18 protein-coding genes and 1 pseudogene are annotated in these 18,701 nt (G+C 29.7%); 16 read left to right on the forward strand and 3 right to left on the reverse strand.

Features of this window, described 5'->3' with window-relative positions; all coding sequences use genetic code 11:
- Positions 1–120 precede the first annotated feature (120 nt).
- From LO744_RS11850 to LO744_RS11885, 9 genes and pseudogenes are all read left to right on the forward strand, one after another.
- The gene (locus tag LO744_RS11850; protein ID WP_230669517.1) at positions 121–837 is read left to right on the forward strand and encodes a hypothetical protein; all 717 of its coding nucleotides are present in this window, start codon (positions 121–123) and stop codon (positions 835–837) included.
- Between the two features lie 100 nt (positions 838–937).
- A complete protein-coding gene (locus LO744_RS11855) occupies positions 938–1,111 on the forward strand; it encodes a DUF3606 domain-containing protein (protein ID WP_230669518.1) in 174 nt (57 codons plus the stop codon).
- Positions 1,112–1,224: 113 nt separating this feature from the next.
- Positions 1,225–1,842, forward strand: a complete 618-nt coding sequence (locus tag LO744_RS11860) for a hypothetical protein (RefSeq protein ID WP_230669519.1) — start codon at positions 1,225–1,227, stop codon at positions 1,840–1,842.
- A 161-nt stretch (positions 1,843–2,003) separates the two neighbouring features.
- Positions 2,004–2,141 (forward strand): annotated as a pseudogene (locus LO744_RS20485) (DUF3606 domain-containing protein); the annotation flags it as partial.
- Between the two features lie 207 nt (positions 2,142–2,348).
- The gene (locus LO744_RS11865) at positions 2,349–2,759 is read left to right on the forward strand and encodes a hypothetical protein (RefSeq protein WP_230669520.1); all 411 of its coding nucleotides are present in this window, start codon (positions 2,349–2,351) and stop codon (positions 2,757–2,759) included.
- Between the two features lie 216 nt (positions 2,760–2,975).
- The gene (locus tag LO744_RS11870; protein WP_230669522.1) at positions 2,976–3,920 is read left to right on the forward strand and encodes a hypothetical protein; all 945 of its coding nucleotides are present in this window, start codon (positions 2,976–2,978) and stop codon (positions 3,918–3,920) included.
- A gap of 141 nt (positions 3,921–4,061) precedes the next feature.
- Positions 4,062–4,235: a DUF3606 domain-containing protein gene (locus LO744_RS11875; protein WP_230669524.1), complete on the forward strand. Its 174-nt coding sequence runs from the start codon at positions 4,062–4,064 to the stop codon at positions 4,233–4,235.
- Positions 4,236–4,353: 118 nt separating this feature from the next.
- On the forward strand, positions 4,354–4,950 hold the full coding sequence (locus LO744_RS11880; RefSeq protein WP_230669526.1) for a hypothetical protein: 597 nt from the start codon (positions 4,354–4,356) through the stop codon (positions 4,948–4,950).
- A 10-nt stretch (positions 4,951–4,960) separates the two neighbouring features.
- Entirely contained in the window at positions 4,961–5,623 is a 663-nt protein-coding gene (locus LO744_RS11885; RefSeq protein WP_230669528.1) for a hypothetical protein, read from the forward strand.
- 70 nt (positions 5,624–5,693) lie between these two features.
- Here LO744_RS11885 and LO744_RS11890 read toward each other — a convergent pair whose 3' ends face one another.
- Positions 5,694–6,545, reverse strand: a complete 852-nt coding sequence (locus tag LO744_RS11890) for a hypothetical protein (RefSeq protein ID WP_230669530.1) — start codon at positions 6,543–6,545, stop codon at positions 5,694–5,696.
- Positions 6,532–8,475: an AbiJ-related protein gene (locus LO744_RS11895; RefSeq protein WP_230669532.1), complete on the reverse strand. Its 1,944-nt coding sequence runs from the start codon at positions 8,473–8,475 to the stop codon at positions 6,532–6,534. The genes LO744_RS11890 and LO744_RS11895 overlap by 14 nt, the downstream gene beginning before the upstream one ends.
- A 251-nt stretch (positions 8,476–8,726) precedes the next feature.
- On the opposite strand from LO744_RS11895, the gene LO744_RS11900 reads away from it, so the two are divergent.
- The 6 genes from LO744_RS11900 (at position 8,727) to LO744_RS11925 (ending at position 15,333) form a co-directional block, all read left to right on the forward strand.
- On the forward strand, positions 8,727–11,981 hold the full coding sequence (locus LO744_RS11900; RefSeq protein ID WP_230669534.1) for a hypothetical protein: 3,255 nt from the start codon (positions 8,727–8,729) through the stop codon (positions 11,979–11,981).
- Between the two features lie 152 nt (positions 11,982–12,133).
- A complete protein-coding gene (locus tag LO744_RS11905; protein WP_230669536.1) occupies positions 12,134–12,850 on the forward strand; it encodes an HNH endonuclease in 717 nt (238 codons plus the stop codon).
- A 105-nt stretch (positions 12,851–12,955) separates the two neighbouring features.
- Entirely contained in the window at positions 12,956–13,420 is a 465-nt protein-coding gene (locus LO744_RS11910; protein ID WP_230669538.1) for a hypothetical protein, read from the forward strand.
- An 18-nt stretch (positions 13,421–13,438) separates the two neighbouring features.
- Positions 13,439–13,858, forward strand: a complete 420-nt coding sequence (locus LO744_RS11915; protein ID WP_230669540.1) for a hypothetical protein — start codon at positions 13,439–13,441, stop codon at positions 13,856–13,858.
- A 166-nt stretch (positions 13,859–14,024) separates the two neighbouring features.
- Positions 14,025–14,162 (forward strand): hypothetical protein, encoded by a 138-nt coding sequence (locus tag LO744_RS11920; protein ID WP_230669542.1) that lies wholly within the window; start codon positions 14,025–14,027, stop codon positions 14,160–14,162.
- A gap of 145 nt (positions 14,163–14,307) precedes the next feature.
- Positions 14,308–15,333 (forward strand): AAA family ATPase, encoded by a 1,026-nt coding sequence (locus LO744_RS11925; RefSeq protein WP_230669544.1) that lies wholly within the window; start codon positions 14,308–14,310, stop codon positions 15,331–15,333.
- Here the strand turns inward: LO744_RS11925 and LO744_RS11930 are convergent.
- Positions 15,322–17,769 (reverse strand): S8 family peptidase, encoded by a 2,448-nt coding sequence (locus LO744_RS11930; RefSeq protein WP_230669546.1) that lies wholly within the window; start codon positions 17,767–17,769, stop codon positions 15,322–15,324. The two genes, LO744_RS11925 and LO744_RS11930, sit on opposite strands and share 12 nt — an antisense overlap.
- A 294-nt stretch (positions 17,770–18,063) precedes the next feature.
- Between LO744_RS11930 and LO744_RS11935 the strand changes: the two genes are divergently transcribed.
- Positions 18,064–18,681 (forward strand): NADAR family protein, encoded by a 618-nt coding sequence (locus LO744_RS11935; protein ID WP_230669548.1) that lies wholly within the window; start codon positions 18,064–18,066, stop codon positions 18,679–18,681.
- The last annotated feature ends 20 nt before the right edge of the window (positions 18,682–18,701 follow it).

Raw genomic sequence — 18,701 nt, forward strand, 5'->3', positions numbered from 1 at the left:
TTCATAAATGTGCTTTTTGTAAAAATAGAAAAATTCCATAAAATTCTAATGAGAGTTGGGATTTTATGACTGCAAATAGCAATTAAAAATTGCATATATTTAAGATTTAGCAGTAATTCTATGAAAAGTCTACCGCAAGAAATTAAGATTCTTAAATTAATAAAGGAAAGATTGGATATACTAATGTCCAATCGGGAAACTGCTGTTGAAATTAGATCAAACGAATTATATGAATTTGTAAAAAAAGACCCTATTTTGAACAGTTATTTCAAAGATGGAAAAATGTTTAATCAATTCCTTCGACAATATCACAATAACGGGATTATGAAACAAATAATTCCAAATTATAGCGTTGATACTTACAACAAAAATTTTTACAGATGGTTTTTTTCAAGAGAGATTAAAATTAAAAATGAACCTGGAAAATTAGTTGAAACAAAAGAAAGTAGTTTAAGCTATTACAAATCAGGTTTGTATATAATTGCTGAAAATGGGACAAAACTAAGGTCTCTGCAAGAAAAAAAAATTTATGAAAATTTAATTAGATGCAATTATTTAGCAATTGGTTATGATGCGCAAATTATAGGAAAGTATGACAGAAAATATGTTGATTTTAAAATATTGAACAAACTAACTCAAAAAACATTCTATTGGGAGCACTTTGGTATGACAAATTCAGATCAATATTTAACTTCTGTGGAAGCTAAAATTGAATGGTATAGAAATAATGGTTTTAAAACAGTTGAAAATAGAGGTAATGTTATTTACACTTATTTTTCAACAGATAATAAATTTGAAAAAGATATTAAAAAGTATATCGAGTTGATTATAGAATAAGAAAGTATTAAGAAAATCAGAATTTTTGCTTTATGGAAAACCGTAATAATACCATTTAAAACCTTCTTACCTTTACTTTTATTAACCTAAAAAAATTATTATGAGTGATGATTTAACTAAAAAACCCCTAGATACAACTAGAGTGAATGTGAGTGAGAGTTGGGAATTAGACCACTGGTCAAAAAAATTTGGTGTTACCAAAGAACGTTTGAAAGAAGCAGTTAAGGCTGTGGGAACGTCTGCTGATGCAGTCGAGAAGTATCTTAGAAAATAAATATGACTTTTAAGTTCCAAAATAAATCCTGACGAGAGTTGGGATTTATTATTTTACACATTTAGCATAGTAAAAAAAATTATATTTGAGTCTTATCACAAATTTTATTAAGAATGACCCGTTTAGTTGAAATTTATAAATCTTTATCTTTTCTTTTCACACAAATAAAATTAACAATTCTCTGTATTGAGGAATGTATAAAAAACCATTCAGAATTAAGTAAAATTAAATTTGATGAAAATTTTTATAATCAACCTGGATTTTCAATGTCCTCAAGAGCAATTTTATCAAATCATTGCTTAATACAATTTAAATCATTTTTAGATGAATATAAAAACTTTAATGAAAGTAATTTTGATGGAAAATACGCTGAATCGATAAGAAGAGTAAGAAATCTAAATCAATACGGAATTAAACGAATTAATAAATGGAAAGATTTAGAAAAATTCAGAAATGATATTCTCGCACATAATTTTAAAGCAAATAAGAAGTCATTTTTTAATAATCCGAACAATGAGGTTTATGAATATTTAATTCCTGATTCTTTAAATGAAAAAAAAGTTTGTTTAATGATTATGCAAAAAATATGCTTGAACATAATGGATGAATTCCCTGAAGTTATAACACATTCTAATATAATCCATTATAACATTGGTATGAATTTAAAAATAAACTTTGACAGTAAATTGGATTTAGAAGAGGAAACTAGATTAATAAATGAAAATATGTAAAAACTAATAAGGTCATCGACTAAATATAAATCCAGACAAGATTTTGATTTTTTTGTTTTTACGGAAATCCGTAAAAATGTAACAAAAAACCGTCCTACCTTTACTTTTATTAACCTAAAAAATATTATGAGTGATGATTTAACTAAAAACCCCTAGATGTAACTAGAGTGAATGTGAATGAGAGTTGGGAGTTAGACTACTGGTCAAAAAAATTTGGTGTTACCAAAGAACGTTTGAAAGAAGCAGTTAAGGCTGTGGGAACGTCTGCTGATGCAGTCGAGAAGTATCTTAGAAAATAAATATGACTCTTATTTTCGAAATAAATACTAACGAGAGTTGGGATTTTGCTTTTGGAATACGCAATAAAATAAGAGTATAATTATGTATATTTGGTATGATAGTCTTAAACTCAGCTCAATTACAGTTCAGCTTCATATTATACTTGTCTTTCTCACTAAAAAAATAATAAAAGCTGAATTTATTAACAAAAATTTTAATAATCCAGAATGCTAAAAACTATATTTATTCCTGCGCATTTCAAACCTATTATTCAAGATGTTTTTGAAAATGTTCCAACTGGTGAAACAAAAAAGAGTTGGTTAGGAAGTGAAAAACAAGTCACTCAAAAGGTGGCATCTCAAAAAATTGTAGGATGGTCAGATTCAGAAATTGATGGTGAGAGATTATCCGCTGATATTAATGAAGAAATGGAAAAGTGGTCTTCTCAAAACATTCGAGTTATTTCTATTACGCCAATCACTTCGGGTCGTTACAATTACCAATACAGTTCTGAAGGAATATCAAGCTCACGAAGAGTTTTTTCCGAAACAGAAAAAGTAAGTGGTGGCGGAAGTTATGGTTTTGGATATGGATATAGTTATACCGAAGGAGTCTTAATTTCTATTGAAATTTTATAAATACAAAAATTGAAAAATAAAACTGCTCGAAAATAAGCTTTGCTAAAATATTCCTACTTGTCAATTGGAATTCTAATGAATGTTAGGATTCTTTCTTTTGTAGAAAATCATAATCCAAATAGGCTGATACTTGTAGAGTACCTTTAAAATAACTTACCGTAATTAAAATGTAATTGTTTTAAGAAAAATAAATTCTCAAAATTGCAAGAAAAAATTATGATTACAGATAATATTTATTTTACGCAAAAAACTTATTCGGTTATTCAGCAAATAGAAAATGAAATTGATGATGCAATAAATGCCGAAAAATTTCTATTTAAAAAATTTACTAGAGAAGAAATCTATAGTGAGTACTGCTCAATTTTTTATGAATTTCCATATAGAATAATCCCCAAAAATGATTTTATTGGTATTTCAATAAATGCGCTTGAAGTTTTAGATGGCGGTAGTACATTTGATGAACACCAGGATCAAAATAAACTATATGATTTTCAGATTCAAAAATTTTTTGAGCACAGAAAATCTTATGATCCTAAAAACTGTTTAGAAACTGTCGAATGTTTCATTGATGAATTTTTCAATAAACTAGTCTTTCACTTTGACAGGTTCATAGAAAGTTCGAAAAAATTCCCTTTCTTTCTCGGTATAAATGATGAACAAATCATATTGTTAAACTTAATAAAACATTACAAATCAACTCTCTCAAATGACAGCATACAGATAGATTTCTTTTGGGCAATACAATTACCTAAGAAAATAAATGATCAATTATTACTTTTGCTAATTGAATATTTAGAACAAAGAGTAGCGATTTTGAATGTAAAAACAACTGATATCATTTTCGAAAATAAAAATAGTGTTTCCCCAGAGTTTCAAAATAAAATAATTTGGAATGGAACTCAGCAACAGCTTTGCGAGTTGTTTTTAAAATTGAAGGACAATAAGTGGATTGAAGATTTTGAAGAAGGTAAATTGAAACTATTCGTGAGTTCTTTGTGTAATTTGTTCGATATAAAAAAAACTAAAAAAAAGGACACATCCGATGAAATAACTTCTCTCTATCAAATTTTTAAAGGAGAAATACTTGACGGAAAGAAAACTTATCCATTTTTAGAAAAACCTAAATATAAAAAGGTTATTGAGGAGATAAATGAAAACTAAAGCTATATTTTAAATACTACGCTTTACACAGACTTGAAAATCCTGACGAGAGTTGGATTTTTTTGTTTTTACGGAAACCCATAATTATTCAATATGCAACCTGCTTACCTTTGCTTTTATTAACCCAAAAAATAATTTATTATGAGCGATGATTTAAGTAAAAAACCACTAGATTCAACTAGAGTGAATGTGAATGAGAGCTGGGAATTGGACTATTGGTCAAAAAAAATTGGTGTTACCAAAGAACGTTTGAAAGAAGCAGTTAAGGCTGTGGGAACTTCTGCTGCTGCAGTTCAGAAGTATCTTGGAAAATAAATATTATTCTTTATTTCCAATATAAATCCTGACGAGAGTTGGGATTTATTTTTTAATCAAATATTATTTGAATGAATTCTGTATATTTGAGGTTAACTGATAACCTAAAAGCATAATAATGACCGAATTTGAAAAAACTAATCCATATGTTTTTATTATCGAAAGCTTGGATTTTGATGACGAAGAAAAGCAAGCTTACGAAGGCGAAATTATTTCACGAATTTTGAGTATTTCCAATATTGAACATAAATATTATTACATTAGAACAAAAAGAGAATTTGAGCACTTTATCAACGAATTTCTTGAGTCAAATTACAGATATTTGCATATTTCCTGTCATGGAAATTTAAATGAGATTTCTACAACTTTAGACAGAATTTCTTTCCAGGAGCTAGGAACAATACTTGGTGATAAACTTGACAGGAAAAGACTCTTCCTTTCATCATGCTTATCTACAAATAAATCATTAGCCGAAACTATACTATCGAATTCGGATTGCTTTTCAATTATTGGTCCAAATGAAGAAATCGATATGGATGATGCTGCTATATTTTGGAGTTCGTTTTATCAAAAAATGTTTAAAGACAATGATAGATATATGAAAAACGATAAGGTCAAGGAAGCTATAAAAACTCTCAAAGAATTTTTCAATGTTTCCATTAGCTATTTTGCATCTACAAAAACAGCAAAAGGTTGGAAAGAAGTAAATTTATAATGTTCATTTTATGGAAGAAAAACAAATTATAAATAATCTATTAAATATAGACATCAAAGAAAATAATAAGATTTCTACGCTTGCACTTGCAATTCGTGGTGCTAGAGAATTAGGTAACAGAAATATTGAAACTGGTGCTTTAGATAATTATTATAATATAGATGCTTTGAATAAACAAATAGAGAATAGAACCTTTTTAAGTAACAAGTTTTTAGCATTAACCAATTATTTAATAATTATTGACCTAATTGGAAATATATTTTACCGTAAAAATGAAACTGAAAACACAAATGATACTTTTAAAAATGCTCTAAAGAATTTTACAAAGTTAGATAGTAAAACAATTAATTCGCTCAAAAATTTAAGAAATGCACTTGCTCATCAATTTAGTTTGGGAAACGATACTGAAATATTTGTCTTAGATTATTCTACTTCCTCCGATAAAATAATAGCGAGTGCTGAAGAAATTTATCATATTGGAAAAAGAAGTGTAAAAAAAAATGATAAAAATTTCACTACTGCATATTATTGGAATATTTGCGAATTGGTTGAAAGCATTTTTTCAAATCTTTTGACATCAAATAATAAGAATGAGCTGTCTATTCTCAGCAAATATAAAGCTGACAACAATATTAAAATTCATCATTTCAATTCTATCTTTTTTGTGAAATAAAAAAATATTAACTAATAAAAAATGATTACTATATAATAATTATTGACTGGAATTTTTTTTGCATTGAATTTTAATCTAATTTAAAAAACTTTGGTTCTTCTATAAGTTTTTCCGTAAGTATTATTTTCCAGTGATTTACTCCTAAATGATCTCTGTCTTTAATACATTTTCTTTTTATAACATTAACAATTGTATTTAGGGAAATACTTTCCTCAAGACTAGATTTTATTGTGTTTTTTAATTCTGAAACTGTATCATTACAGTTTTTTGAAAATCGACTAAGTAAATCTAATTTGGAATAATGACTTTCTATGATACTAAAAAAAACTTTATCAATGCCGCAATTATTGTCCAATTTAAAATTAGTTTCTATATTTTTTTTTCGTAAATCGATTTTTATATCTACAAATAAGTATTGGTCAAGTGGTAAAGGATCTAAATATAGATTAAGAAATAAAGGGTGTCCATTTTTAACCCAATTGGTACTTTTATGACCATTGCACACATTACATGAAGGAAACAAATTTTGAGGATGAATTGAAAATTCAGGAAAATCTTCTTTGGGCAATAAATGATCCATAGTTTTAGCTTCATTGATTGTACAATTTTGACATGTATTTATAATTCTGTTATAGTGTGTCGTAGTAACTGTTTTTTTTAGTTCCTGGATTTTACTGTTCCGGTAAGAATATAATTTTTTAAGATCGTCCTTATTCGGATTAGTGTATCCAAATGATTTTGTAATTAGTAAATTTTTATTCTTAAAATTTTTATTATAAACATTGTAGCACTTCTCAACATTTGGTTTTAACAAGCTTATTCTATATTTGTAAGTGGGGTCATTAATTGTATCGTTTTTTGAAGAAACAACTTCATCAAAAAAATCTATGCAAGTTTTTGAAAATGCTTTAAGATTTCTCATATAAACTACTTAAATATATATTTGCATTCAAAGACATAGGTATTTTATCAGATTCTAATTTATTAACTATCTGTTCGTATGACAGACCAGCATTTACCAAATCTTTCAAAATTTCTCTGTATTGCTTAGGAATCTCTCTATTTCCAAAAACTTCGTCTGTCAAAACTGTTAAATTTTCTCCAAACGTTTCTATACCTAATTTTCTGACAGAAAAATATACACCTTCCTTCTCAACAACCAATACATTTTTTGACAGCAGATCCCTTATTATAAGAGGCGAGTGTGTAGCGACTATACAATATGATTGAAATTCCGAAACCAAATCATAAATAGTATTGATTAACTGGGATATTGCATTTGGATGCAGATGTGTTTCTGGCTCATCGTAAAGTATTATTGAATCATATCTAATATTAGCAACGATTTCAGTAATAATATATAAAATTATACTTTGTCCCGAACTTAATAGCTTACGCGTAGCACTAAAACCAGTATAATCAAAGGTATAAGTTTTTCTTTTTTTCTTAATGAACAAATCAATTATATCGTTTTCTATGAAATTGTACAAAAGTTCAACCCATGTTGACATCCTTTCCTGTTCCTCCAATTTTTTTCGAGAACTGTGAAATCTCAAAACTAAGCCTTTATCAGTCATTCTTTCTCCTGCTTGGTCTCTTAAACCACAATAGACGTAGTTAAATGATGATGTTTTCTTGGGTATATCAAATGAATCAAAAGCGCTGTAAGAAACGGCAATAACCTTACTAAAAGATGGCGATTTTGGAGAAAAATTCTCATGTCTTTTCCGTGAAATATCAAGTGGTAACGACGTCATGAACTGGGTTTTCCCTGTTCCATTTTTACCAATCATTGCATAAATTCTATTGGAAGATAAACCCTCGTCACTAAATCTAAAATCTATTTCAACCTTATTTTTAGCAAATTTTGGTTGAAAATTATATTTAAAATTGTATAAATTTTCCAAATCATAATCATATATGCTGAACTTAGCTGTTCTTAACACTCTTTCAACTTCATTATAACGGATGAGTGAAGTATTAAAATCGCTATCATTTTCAAATTTCTCAGCAATATCCGGAAAGAAAGCGGCATCCTTTACTGCCCATAAAAAACTCTCTAAATTTTTTCCAAGATCTTCTTTTAATTTATTGTAATATTTCTGTGACTGTCCTAATGAGCAAAATTGATTGTCTAATGAATAAAATGGCGTGGATAAGCTTCTTAATTCGTCAATAATTTTATTTTCTTTTTTGGATATAATTTTTGTCGAACCAATATTGTAGCCATCCTCTTCACTTGCGTAAAAAAATAAATAAAATTCTGTTCGAAGTGCAAAATCATTCCATCCTTCATTCCAAACAAGTACCATTGAAGGAAAAATTTCAGGCTTTTTGTGGGAACTTCTTCTATCTGACCGACCACTTGGATTATCAACCAGAAAGATAGGAATTTTATTCTCGTTGATATCAGTCGGTTCATCAACTTTTAATTTCTGAACTGTATGAACTGGTAGCTGCTGTTCATTATATTCCCTCAAATAGTATGATAAATTTTCTTTTTCCAAGTAAGGATTAATAAGGAAATAAAATTGATAAATATTATCTTCATCTTTTCTTACATCTGGCGAAAGCATCACATTTAAAAAATTTAAGAATTCTTTTGTATTTCCTTCCAAAATATTTAATCTATCAAAAAAAAGATATTCGTAATCCCAGTCATCATTACGCAACATATGTTGGGCAATATCATCCAATGCATTTTTCCTATTTTCCTCAGAAGGCATACCTTCCAAATCCCAGATTTTTAATAGAAAGTCAGTTATTAAGAAGTCATCTGTTAAGTTAAAAGGATTTGACGAATTCAGAATGGCCTCTATAATACTCTTTATTCCAGCTTTCGAAATCTTCATGAAATATTGTTTTTACTAAAATAAAAAAACTAATCATAATAATTATCTATAATTATTTAAAATGTACTTTTAATGAAGAACTATTCAAAAAATTAGTAAATTAGTATCTGTGTGCTTATCTCATATATTTATGAATAAATGTAAAGATTTGTATCCATTAGGAAAACCAAAAATATAAAGTTTCAAAATCCAAAATTGATAAATTCTTTTTTTTACCATTTTTGTGATTTGGATGCAATTAAACAGTTATAATGACTAAAAAAATATTCCCTACACCTTCTCAATTTTATAGACATAGAAGACCTGAAAATTTCTCAGATTCACAAATTGTTTCAAAAGCTATTTTACCAAGGGAGCAACTGGACTATGAATTAAGCCAAATTTCTATCAATCAAAAACATGACAGTTTTGAAACATTATGCAGGAGACTTTCAGAGAAATTAATATCGCCGAATTTGATTCCGCAAGTAGGTCCTACAGGTGGTGGAGATGGAAAAACTGATTCTGAGACTTATCCCGTTTCTAATTTTATTTCAGATCGCTGGTATATAAGTGATAATAAATGGAATGAAAAGGAAAATTGGGCTTTTGCAATAAGTGCAAAAAAGGATTGGAAACCAAAGGTAAAATCTGATGTTAAAAAAATCGTCGATACAAATAGAGGTTACACAAAAATATTCTTTTTCTCTACTCAAAAAATATCAAGCCGCAATAAAAAAGAAATCCAAGACCAGACAAAACTGGATTTCAGTGTCGAACTCATTATATTAGATGCAGAATGGATACTAGAAAAAGTATACAGCAATCAATTAGTAAACGAAGTAGTAGAGGCATTGAATCTTTCCAGAATATATTTGGAAGAAAAAGTTACAGGCCCTAGAGATTCTGAAAGGTTATTGTTACTAGAGGAATTGGAAAAAGAAATTAATTCTTCAAATCGCTCTTTTGATATTGATTTTAAATTAATTGAAGATTGTCTTGAAAGTGCTATTCTATCGAGAATGCTTGAACTTCCAAAAGCCGAGGTAATTGGAAAGTTTGAAAGGGCTTTGAAATTTGCTAATAAACTAAATAACATTCAATTAAAGATTAGAGTTCATTATCAATTCGCTTGGACTTTAATCAACTGGTATGATGATTATAAAACCTTTTATGATGAATTCTTATTAGTAAAAGAATTAGTACAAAATGAGCCTAATATTAGTAATATTGAATTTTATCTTAATCTATCTAATATACTTCAGACAATTTCAAATATAGAGGAGGCTGCAAATCTGATTTTAGTTGATTTTAACAAGGAGAGTAAAGATTTTGTTTTATTTTTGAACTTATGTAGTGAAAATAACAATAAACCATCTACAGCTCTTTTAGCCAAATTCTATTTATCGTTGTATCAAATAAGAAAAAATCTAGAGAATGGCACCACAGTTTCTGATATATTAATAAAGCTAAAAGAATACTTTTACACTAGCAAAAAGCATCTTGACATACCTTTTGAGCAATTAACAGAGTTTATAGACCTATATAATAAATTACTTCCTGAAAGCTCCGAGTTTGATGATTTGATTGATACAATTGCAGAAATCGAATCGACGAGAACGTCTGAGCTGAACGCAGGACAGAGGTATTTGAATAGAGGAATTGTAAAACTTGAAAATAATTTCATTAAAGAGAGTTTAATATTTTTTGGTAAGGCTGCAAGAAAACTTGCCAAGGATGAAACTCAAATGGAATTTTTTTATTGTTTAATGTTGTTAAGCGATGCCTATTCTAAACTGGATCTCTATTGGGCATCTTACAATGCCTTAATTGCGGCAACCAATATCTTTGCAAACAAATGGTACAATACAGGTAAGCTGCACATAAAATTTCTTAAGAGTGTCGAAGCGATATTGAAGAATGAGGTTATCATTGGAAGAGTTCCTGTACTATTATGTTGGTTTGAACTTCATTCTGTGTTAAATAGATATTTTCAGCAAGATAATGAACTTGAGGATAATGAAAAAATTACTCCAGAACATATGACTGATGCTTGTCTAGCAATAAGACTATTAAATCTAAATTTCAAAGATTTTCCAAATCTGAAATTACTTCCAGACATTTTTAAATCTAGTGAATTATGGTTAAGTGAAGATGCAAGCTTATATTTATTAGGGAATGTAGATTTAATCGACCTTGATGAAACAAAAACTTCTCTGAGGAAAGAAGATTTTCCTCAATATTATAATAATTTGGCTAATCAACCATTTGTTGAACAGATAGCTTATGAAACAAATTTTCTAAATACAGAGCAAGTTTCAATAGAGAGTCAAATTCTTGGTACAAGGCTTAAAATTGTAATGTCAAAAAACCCACGAATATTAATAGTTGCAGAAGTTATTTTAGCATATATAGAATCTTTTTTGGCTACTTCATTTGAAGAGGTATTTCCAGTAAATGAAAATATTATTATAAATCTTGATTTGCTCGAAAACATTGCTAATTTTAAACTAGAAGTTATCAACAAAAAAAATATTACAGTCAGCTTAAATGATTTAGTAAAATTTGATGGAAAATATTTTAGGGAGCTACTAGATGAATTACTTCCTCAAGTTATAGGAGGAAATTATATGTTTCGGGATGCGAAGCAATTTTTTGAAAATTTATATAAAAAGGATGAAGTCAATGAAAGACTGTCTATAATTGTAGAGCATTATAATTTTATAACAAATGTAATAACAAATAAACCTAAATTATTTTTAGAAGATTGGCAGACCAAAGAAGTTACAGATTATATGCTGTTAAGAACAGAGTCTCCCATTGAAATAGATAGTAAATTACAAAAATTACCAACACAAGAAGGAAATGAAGAATTAGAAGATGAAAAAAAACCGGACTTTAAAAATATGTCTCATAAAAAAATAAAAGCTGAAACCATTATTAACGCAGAGTTGTGGGACAATGCTCATTGGAAAGCTTTTGGTTATTTCTCATCGGAACAAATACCATTTGGTTTATTGCTATCTTTTGAAGATGGAGAATATGGAAAAAAAATCTTCACAGAGTGGATTGATGAATATGGGAAAGTAGATAAGAACGATGTTATAAAGATCACTATCGTAAAAGGAATCGACAAAAATAATCCTTATTGGTATAAGGTCATTGTTAGTAAGAATGTCAGCAAAGATTTATTTTCCAATGGAAATTTGGTTTCAATTTCTTCTCGATTTCATAAAATGGAAGCTACAAGTGGTGTGAATCTTGAAAATCTCATTAAAGGTTTTGAGAGATTTAAAAAATACATTCTTATTCCGGCACATGTTGACAGTAATTACAATATGACCCCATATCTGGAATTAGGAATTCTGAAATCAGAATTGAGGGTGATAGAGGCTTGGCAAATTGGTGTTAACGACATTGAAAGAGTTGTAATTACTAAAGATGACAATCCAATAATTCCTGATCATATCGTTGACGCTCCAATACTTGAATTATTGAATGAAAAGAATCGCCAAAAAGATGAGTAGTTTATTGTAGACATTTATATCACTTAATAGAATGACTTCAATTTGCACTCATTGCTTAAGTATAATTGTTACATCTAATTGTCCAAAATAAAATCTTTTTTTACTTTTTGCAAATTGACCTTAATTTAAAAACCCATTATAAGCATAATTAAATGGCCATCACACATAAAACAAGAAAATTTCTTTGGGCAAAATCAGGTAATACTTGTGCATTCTGTAAAACACAATTGATAAGTAATAATATTGATTCAACTGAATTTAATATTGGAGAGGAATGTCACATCATCAGCTCAAAACCTACTGGTCCACGACATGTTGCAGATCTTAAAGATTATGATAATTACGAAAATCTGCTTCTTCTTTGTAAGAATCATCATAAAGAAATAGATGAACTTGTTGATACATATACAGAGGAACTTTTAAGATATATCAAAACAAATCATGAAAACTGGGTTAAAAAAGTAATCGCTGAAGCTGCTGAAGAAAAGGAAAAAGATCAAAAGCCAAAATTTTTAATGAGGATCACGTCTGGAAAAGATCTATTTAATATCGTAAACGAGGTTCATGCATATAATACAGATTACGAAGATGCTAAAGATAGTACAGAAGCACAGTTTATTGGAGATTTTATACAGACACTAATAGATTATGGAGACATAAGCTCAATGCTTGAACCATATGATAAGGTACAAATCGGATTTGAACTGCAAAAGGTGTTGGATGATTTGGATCAAAAGGGTTATTATGTATTTGGAGAGAAAACTCCTAATGCTATTCTCCCACATATTTCAAAGAAAGATAAATGGACAGTAGCTAACGTTGTAATAAGAAGAAAAGAAAATCCAGAAATCATAAAACTTGATATTTAACTGTCGGAACTTTTGTTAGCAACTAGAGGGTTAAGATTAACAGTTAATTTTACATGAATAAAATTATGCTCGAAAAAAGTAAAGTTTGGAATACTATTAAATAAAATGATGGAAATTAAAACTAGCACAGGAGAAACAAACTATAATACTAATCTCGCATCAGAATATTTTATCATGAGTATTCTGTGCCGTACAGCTAAGGATGCTTATCTATCCTTAGGAAACAAAAAAGGTGTTGATATTATAGTTAAAACCAAACTTGGCGCTATGTGTATTGTAGAGGTAAAAGGAGTTAATAAGAGAAATGATTGGCTCATCTCCAATTCAGGAAAATTTGAAACAGCTCCAAACCTTATATATGCACTGGTTTGCTACCATGGAAAGATTGACGACTTAAACACTGTACCGGATTTTTGGTTTGTCCCCTCTCTCAAACTATCTGGAAATACAGAACACAAGATTTCAAAAAATGGAAAAACGGTCTACATTTCAAACAAATTTATCAGGGAAAATTATGATGAATATAAGAATTCAACCAAATACCTGGAGGAATATTTGAATGCTTTTTAATTTTTTATTTACCTTAAGATGAAAATTAATTTTGAAAGCTTAAAAAATGATGTAGTTTACAATTTTATCGCCGACTATTCATATGATTACGATGAAGATAGCGAAGCCAACAGATACATTTTCAAGATCTATGAAAAAGGACGTGAAGAAGAAGATTCATTTGATTTTATGCTTAGAGAAATGGAAAATGGAATAGATCTAAAGGTGATTGCTTTGTTCGCAGATAATATATATTATTTAGGAAAAGGCATTTCAATAAGTATTATTCTAAAAGCTAAGGAAATATTTGGAAAACAAATTATTTCAAGCAGCAATTTACGACCGGTTACAATGGGAGAGAATATTTCTGAACTGGCTATTTCAAAAGTTTGGAAGCCATTAGTTGAATGTGGTAAAGCGAAGTACTGCAAAAATGAACATCATTATTATTTAATTTAAATCAGCTAAGGAAATAACTATAGGACATAGTGTATGATTATCTCATCGTTGGTTTCTTGGATATTATGTGAAGTGTTGTTACATTTAAAAGAAAATTCTTTTTTTATACTATAAACTTAATTATTTTTTATAAATTTGATAATATAACAAATTAATTATCAATACCATGGCACTTAAACCGGGACCGAAACGAATCGCAATTTCCACTGGTAAACCAGACGAACGACAGCGTGATAACAAAGACACTCCAGGAAATACACCATCTTTAAAACCTCCTAAGAAACAACAACAGACAAAAAAATAAAATTTATTCCCGGAGTCATAACGTTAGGACTTTAAAATAATATTTCTAAATGAACACAATAGTAATTATTTATCTGCATCTTTCAAATTAATTACATAATATCGACATATTATGTATGTAAAAAAAAGTTACCTTTGCGAAAATAATGGCACAGTTAGATTACATAAAAGAGATAGCTAAATATGGTCTTGAAAATGATCAAGAGCGTTTATTGTATGTACTTAATGAACTTATTGAACATTCAAAGCAGACAAAAAAGCTTAATTTTGCTATTCAGCTTCAGTCGATTCTAAAAGATTCTTTAAGATTTCAGAAAACTAATGGTTTGACAAAAGTCGGATCAGAGACTCATCTAAATCGAATCGAAGACAGAGAATTATCAGATTTAATTCTAGAAAAAATCACATCAGACTATTCACTGGATAATATTATTGCTAATACCAAAATTCATAATGAACTACAGTTTTTTATAGAGGAACATCAAAAAATTGAAATCTTACAACAGTTTGATCTTCCAGTTTCTAATAAATTACTTTTATATGGTCCCTCAGGATGTGGAAAAACTTTGGCATCTTACGTTATCGCTGGTGAGCTGGATAAAATGATGGTAGTCATTGATTTAGGAGCAATTGTTTCTTCAAAACTAGGAGAGACAAGTAAAAATCTATCAAAAATATTTAAAAAGGCCGCAACTGAAGATTGTATAATCTTTTTGGATGAATTTGATAGTCTTGGAAAAATACGAGATTATAGTCAAGATCATGGAGAAATGAAACGGGTTGTTAATACAATACTTCAACTGTTCGACTATCTTCCACAAAGCAGCATCGTAATCGCTGCAACAAATCAAAAAGACATGTTGGATGATGCCCTTCTAAGAAGATTTGACAATATTATCGGCTTCGAACTTCCTAACGAGGGTGACATTAAAAAACTGATAGATTTGGTGCTCCAAAATGGAAACTTTAAATTTGATAACAAATCAGCTGCCAATAGGATTATTAAAAATGCTCTTGGGCTATCGTACTATAGTATTCAAAAAACATTGATTACTGCTATAAAACGTACACTATTTGCCTTTACTGAACCAAAAAAGATACTATCCGCTCAAATCAATACCAGTATCTGGAAAGATCTTATTGAAACAGAGAAAAAATCATTAAACGTTTAGATCTTCAGTTTCTAATGTAGTGTCAAGATCAAGAGCACTGATAACCTCAAGATGATTTACCGCATGAAGTTGATCATATAATTTCCCTGTACTCTTTTTTAATGTTTCTTCAATTGAAATCACAATAGAAAATGGAAACTCAGATGGATATCCATCCGGTAGATTTCCCACAATCTGATCCGATACTTTAGCATGGATTGCAAGTTTGAAAGTACTATCTTCTTTATGCAGGTCTGCAAGGTTGACATTCAAAAAAATTTTCTGAGTATTTGCATATGGCAGTGGCTTCGCCACGTGTCTACCATTTTCTGACCATGAGAGTGTTGACCTAAGCTTTGATTTCAAAGCTTTGTCTGGCTTCATAATATCATCAGCTGATTGATTTTTGAAAATGCTGAAAGCCATGTGGATGGGATTGTATGAAAGTTGGTTATTCTTAATAGGAAGAAATTTAAAACACAATGTTGCTGTAACTTTTAAAATTCCATTTTTTTTACCTAACTCATCATTAAGTAGGTAATCCGGAAAATTAATCGGATATATTTTTATTTTTCCAGGCTCTATATTATCCTCCAAAATCATAGTTGCTGAATTTTCACTGGAGTACAAACTTTTTGATTCATCGACAACTCCATTTCCTACTACTCTGTTAAGCAATTGAGTAACATTTTCTGTAAACTGTATAAAGTTTAAAGATGCGCCGTTGATGATTAGAGCTTTGACACTTTCGTTCGTCAATTGTGGATAGTTTTTTATAATTTTTGCGGCAAGGTTTGCAGTCAATGGTGCTGCAAAACTCGTACCCACGTCCTGCATAATTCCTCTATGAGGCAACGCTGATAGCAAAGTTAAGGCTGGTTCATCCATCCAATCCAGTGTTGTAGGATTATAAAATCCCATATCTCCTCCACTTTCGATAACATCAGGTCTGAAATAATTTTCATTGTTTTTTTTGGAACTGTAGATCGCCGACAGATCAATATGCCCTTTTCTGGTGTACAAAGCAGGAAACTCACGGCCAGAAGCTATTCCTAAAAAAGCTCCATCCTTTAAATTATCTGCTGCTGCTCCTACGATGAAGTTATTTAAACTGTCTGCTGGTGTCGATAGATTAGTATGCTCTCCGTGAAAATAATTAAGATCATAATTTGAATTTTCATTGATACAGTTGTCATTATTACCAGTGCAAATAAAAAGTAGACTATCCGTTTCAAATGCAAATTTATCAAGTGCATAGGTATAATCTGAAAAAGCTTCGTTCGTGGACATATTGCAACTATAACAAGTTGTTAAAGTAAAAAGCCTGATTTCAGGATATCGCTTCTTAACTTCATACAACATCTCAATAAGATCAAGTTCTGAAATAAAACCATTACCGCTGTTACTTATCTTTATCGAGAGCAATTTAGCATCAGCCCTTACTTCACCTTCGAAATTATTTCTGTGATTATGTCTCCCTAAAGCTACTAGTCCAGCTACTGCAGTTCCGTGACCTAACCTGTTGCGCCCTCCATGGTCTACCAGCGGATTTCCAGCCAACGTAAAGGTCTCATCAACAATTATTAATGGGGATAGGGCTGTATCACGTGAGATTCCTGTATCAATGATACCTACGATAGGAAGATCTTCGTCTACATTCAGAATCTCAAAACCAAATTCGCGTTCAACGGTATTAAATTCTCCAGGTCTAACTGTTGTAAAAGCAGAACATGTAGCACTTTCGATAATATCAAAATTTTCTACAATCTTTTTGATTTGCTCTAAAGTAGGATTGCGTACTTCTATTCTATCACTTTCTTCAATATATCGGAATTCTATTTCATTACTCCCAAAATAATCAAAAAGTGCCGACAAAATCTCTTCTTTGAGCTTTATCTCCAAGGGAAGATCTATGATTGATAGATAAACTATTTCACCAATATCTTCAAGTTGAAATCTAACTATATCCTCAGTTTTTAACAGTCTAAAACCGGCAATATATTTGATGTTGGCAGAATATGATATGCTATTATCGTGGTCCAGTTCAGATCTTGTAAAACCTATCACATCGCCAATAAATGCTTCGAACTTATCACGGTCAATAATTGCAAACAGACCTCTTTTTGCAAAATCATAAAATGCTACGCCTTCAAGACCATAATCTTCATAATAAATAGAGAAAAACTTCCTGATTTCGAACAGATCCTGAAAAGTAATCTCCATATAATCAATGTCAGCAGGTATAGTTATATCTGGATCTCTTCTTTCATACTTTTCTGAAACATCGTGCTCAAAAGTTCGAAGATTTGCTCGAAGTGCTGTTGCTAACCTAAAATAATTTTTAGGAGATATGTCCTCCTCTTCTTTATTACCGTCATAACCGTAGTTGTACCTGAAATCTTTTACTTCTGATAACTGTTCCTTACTTATAAATTTTAGATGAGATCTTTTGGCCATAGTGTTTTATTAGTTTTTACAAATTGTAAATACCGCAAGTAAAACGGTATACAAAGTAAAGATAAAAAACTTTTTGATTTACAGAAGCACACTAAATTACAATCTAACAGAGTTTTTAATGGAAATTCATAAATCATTCAAAAAAAATATCGACTTACAACACCCTTCACAAAATGAAAATGGTATTATTCATAATTTAGAAGTTTTTATCAGGAATAAAATATCATTCTGTATAACAACTTTTGCTGGATTAAATTAATAAAAAATAGTGGGAAAAATGTTTAAATTAGCACTATGAATCCGAGCATTGGAGAATATAATACAAGAGAAATTATAACTTTTGCTAAAACTGAAAATAAATTTGGAGGCCTTTCTAATATGGCTCCTGGTTATTCTCTGTTTATTAACGAAGTTAATATCCAAAGTTCAGAAATTCTTTATCAGGCATGCAGATTTCCATTATTTCCAACGATTCAGAAGGAAATTATTGAAACTAAAAATCCTATGGATGCAAAAGCTGTGGGCAGAAAATACCAGCAGTTCAGGAGGCAGGATTGGGATAGCGTAAAGTTTAAGGTGATGAAATGGTGTCTAGAAGTTAAATTGATTCAAAACTTTGATACTTTTTCTGAATTACTACTAAGTACGGGTGAAAAAACAATAGTAGAATTTTCTAAAAAAGATACTATATGGGGAGCTTCACCTTTAAACCCTTCTATATTGAAAGGAAAAAATGCATTGGGAAGACTTTTGATGGAATTAAGAGAAAAAGTCAAATCAAATATGATTACTAAAGAAACAGTAATTCTTGAGCCACAAATCAAAGCATTTCTATTGTATGATAATCCAATAAAAGAAGTTCATAACGATAATTACTTTATTGACGACCTTGATGATATCCATGCTCACTAAATACTTCTGTTAAATTTATT

This window comes from Chryseobacterium turcicum, assembly GCF_021010565.1.
GTDB lineage: Bacteria > Bacteroidota > Bacteroidia > Flavobacteriales > Weeksellaceae > Chryseobacterium > Chryseobacterium turcicum.

Bases quoted from the DNA above. Each gene is read 5' to 3' on its own strand.
- LO744_RS11890 (WP_230669530.1), bottom strand. From the start codon at position 6,545: ATGAGAAATCTTAAAGCATTTTCAAAAACTTGCATAGATTTTTTTGAT.
- LO744_RS11925 (WP_230669544.1), top strand. From the start codon at position 14,308: ATGGCACAGTTAGATTACATAAAAGAGATAGCTAAATATGGTCTTGAA.
- LO744_RS11895 (WP_230669532.1), bottom strand. From the start codon at position 8,475: ATGAAGATTTCGAAAGCTGGAATAAAGAGTATTATAGAGGCCATTCTG.
- LO744_RS11920 (WP_230669542.1), top strand. From the start codon at position 14,025: ATGGCACTTAAACCGGGACCGAAACGAATCGCAATTTCCACTGGTAAA.
- LO744_RS11910 (WP_230669538.1), top strand. From the start codon at position 12,956: ATGATGGAAATTAAAACTAGCACAGGAGAAACAAACTATAATACTAAT.
- LO744_RS11880 (WP_230669526.1), top strand. From the start codon at position 4,354: ATGACCGAATTTGAAAAAACTAATCCATATGTTTTTATTATCGAAAGC.
- LO744_RS11875 (WP_230669524.1), top strand. From the start codon at position 4,062: ATGAGCGATGATTTAAGTAAAAAACCACTAGATTCAACTAGAGTGAAT.
- LO744_RS11900 (WP_230669534.1), top strand. From the start codon at position 8,727: ATGACTAAAAAAATATTCCCTACACCTTCTCAATTTTATAGACATAGA.
- LO744_RS11935 (WP_230669548.1), top strand. From the start codon at position 18,064: ATGAATCCGAGCATTGGAGAATATAATACAAGAGAAATTATAACTTTT.
- LO744_RS11850 (WP_230669517.1), top strand. From the start codon at position 121: ATGAAAAGTCTACCGCAAGAAATTAAGATTCTTAAATTAATAAAGGAA.
- LO744_RS11905 (WP_230669536.1), top strand. From the start codon at position 12,134: ATGGCCATCACACATAAAACAAGAAAATTTCTTTGGGCAAAATCAGGT.
- LO744_RS11885 (WP_230669528.1), top strand. From the start codon at position 4,961: ATGGAAGAAAAACAAATTATAAATAATCTATTAAATATAGACATCAAA.
- LO744_RS11865 (WP_230669520.1), top strand. From the start codon at position 2,349: ATGCTAAAAACTATATTTATTCCTGCGCATTTCAAACCTATTATTCAA.
- LO744_RS11915 (WP_230669540.1), top strand. From the start codon at position 13,439: ATGAAAATTAATTTTGAAAGCTTAAAAAATGATGTAGTTTACAATTTT.
- LO744_RS11860 (WP_230669519.1), top strand. From the start codon at position 1,225: ATGACCCGTTTAGTTGAAATTTATAAATCTTTATCTTTTCTTTTCACA.
- LO744_RS11870 (WP_230669522.1), top strand. From the start codon at position 2,976: ATGATTACAGATAATATTTATTTTACGCAAAAAACTTATTCGGTTATT.
- LO744_RS11930 (WP_230669546.1), bottom strand. From the start codon at position 17,769: ATGGCCAAAAGATCTCATCTAAAATTTATAAGTAAGGAACAGTTATCA.
- LO744_RS11855 (WP_230669518.1), top strand. From the start codon at position 938: ATGAGTGATGATTTAACTAAAAAACCCCTAGATACAACTAGAGTGAAT.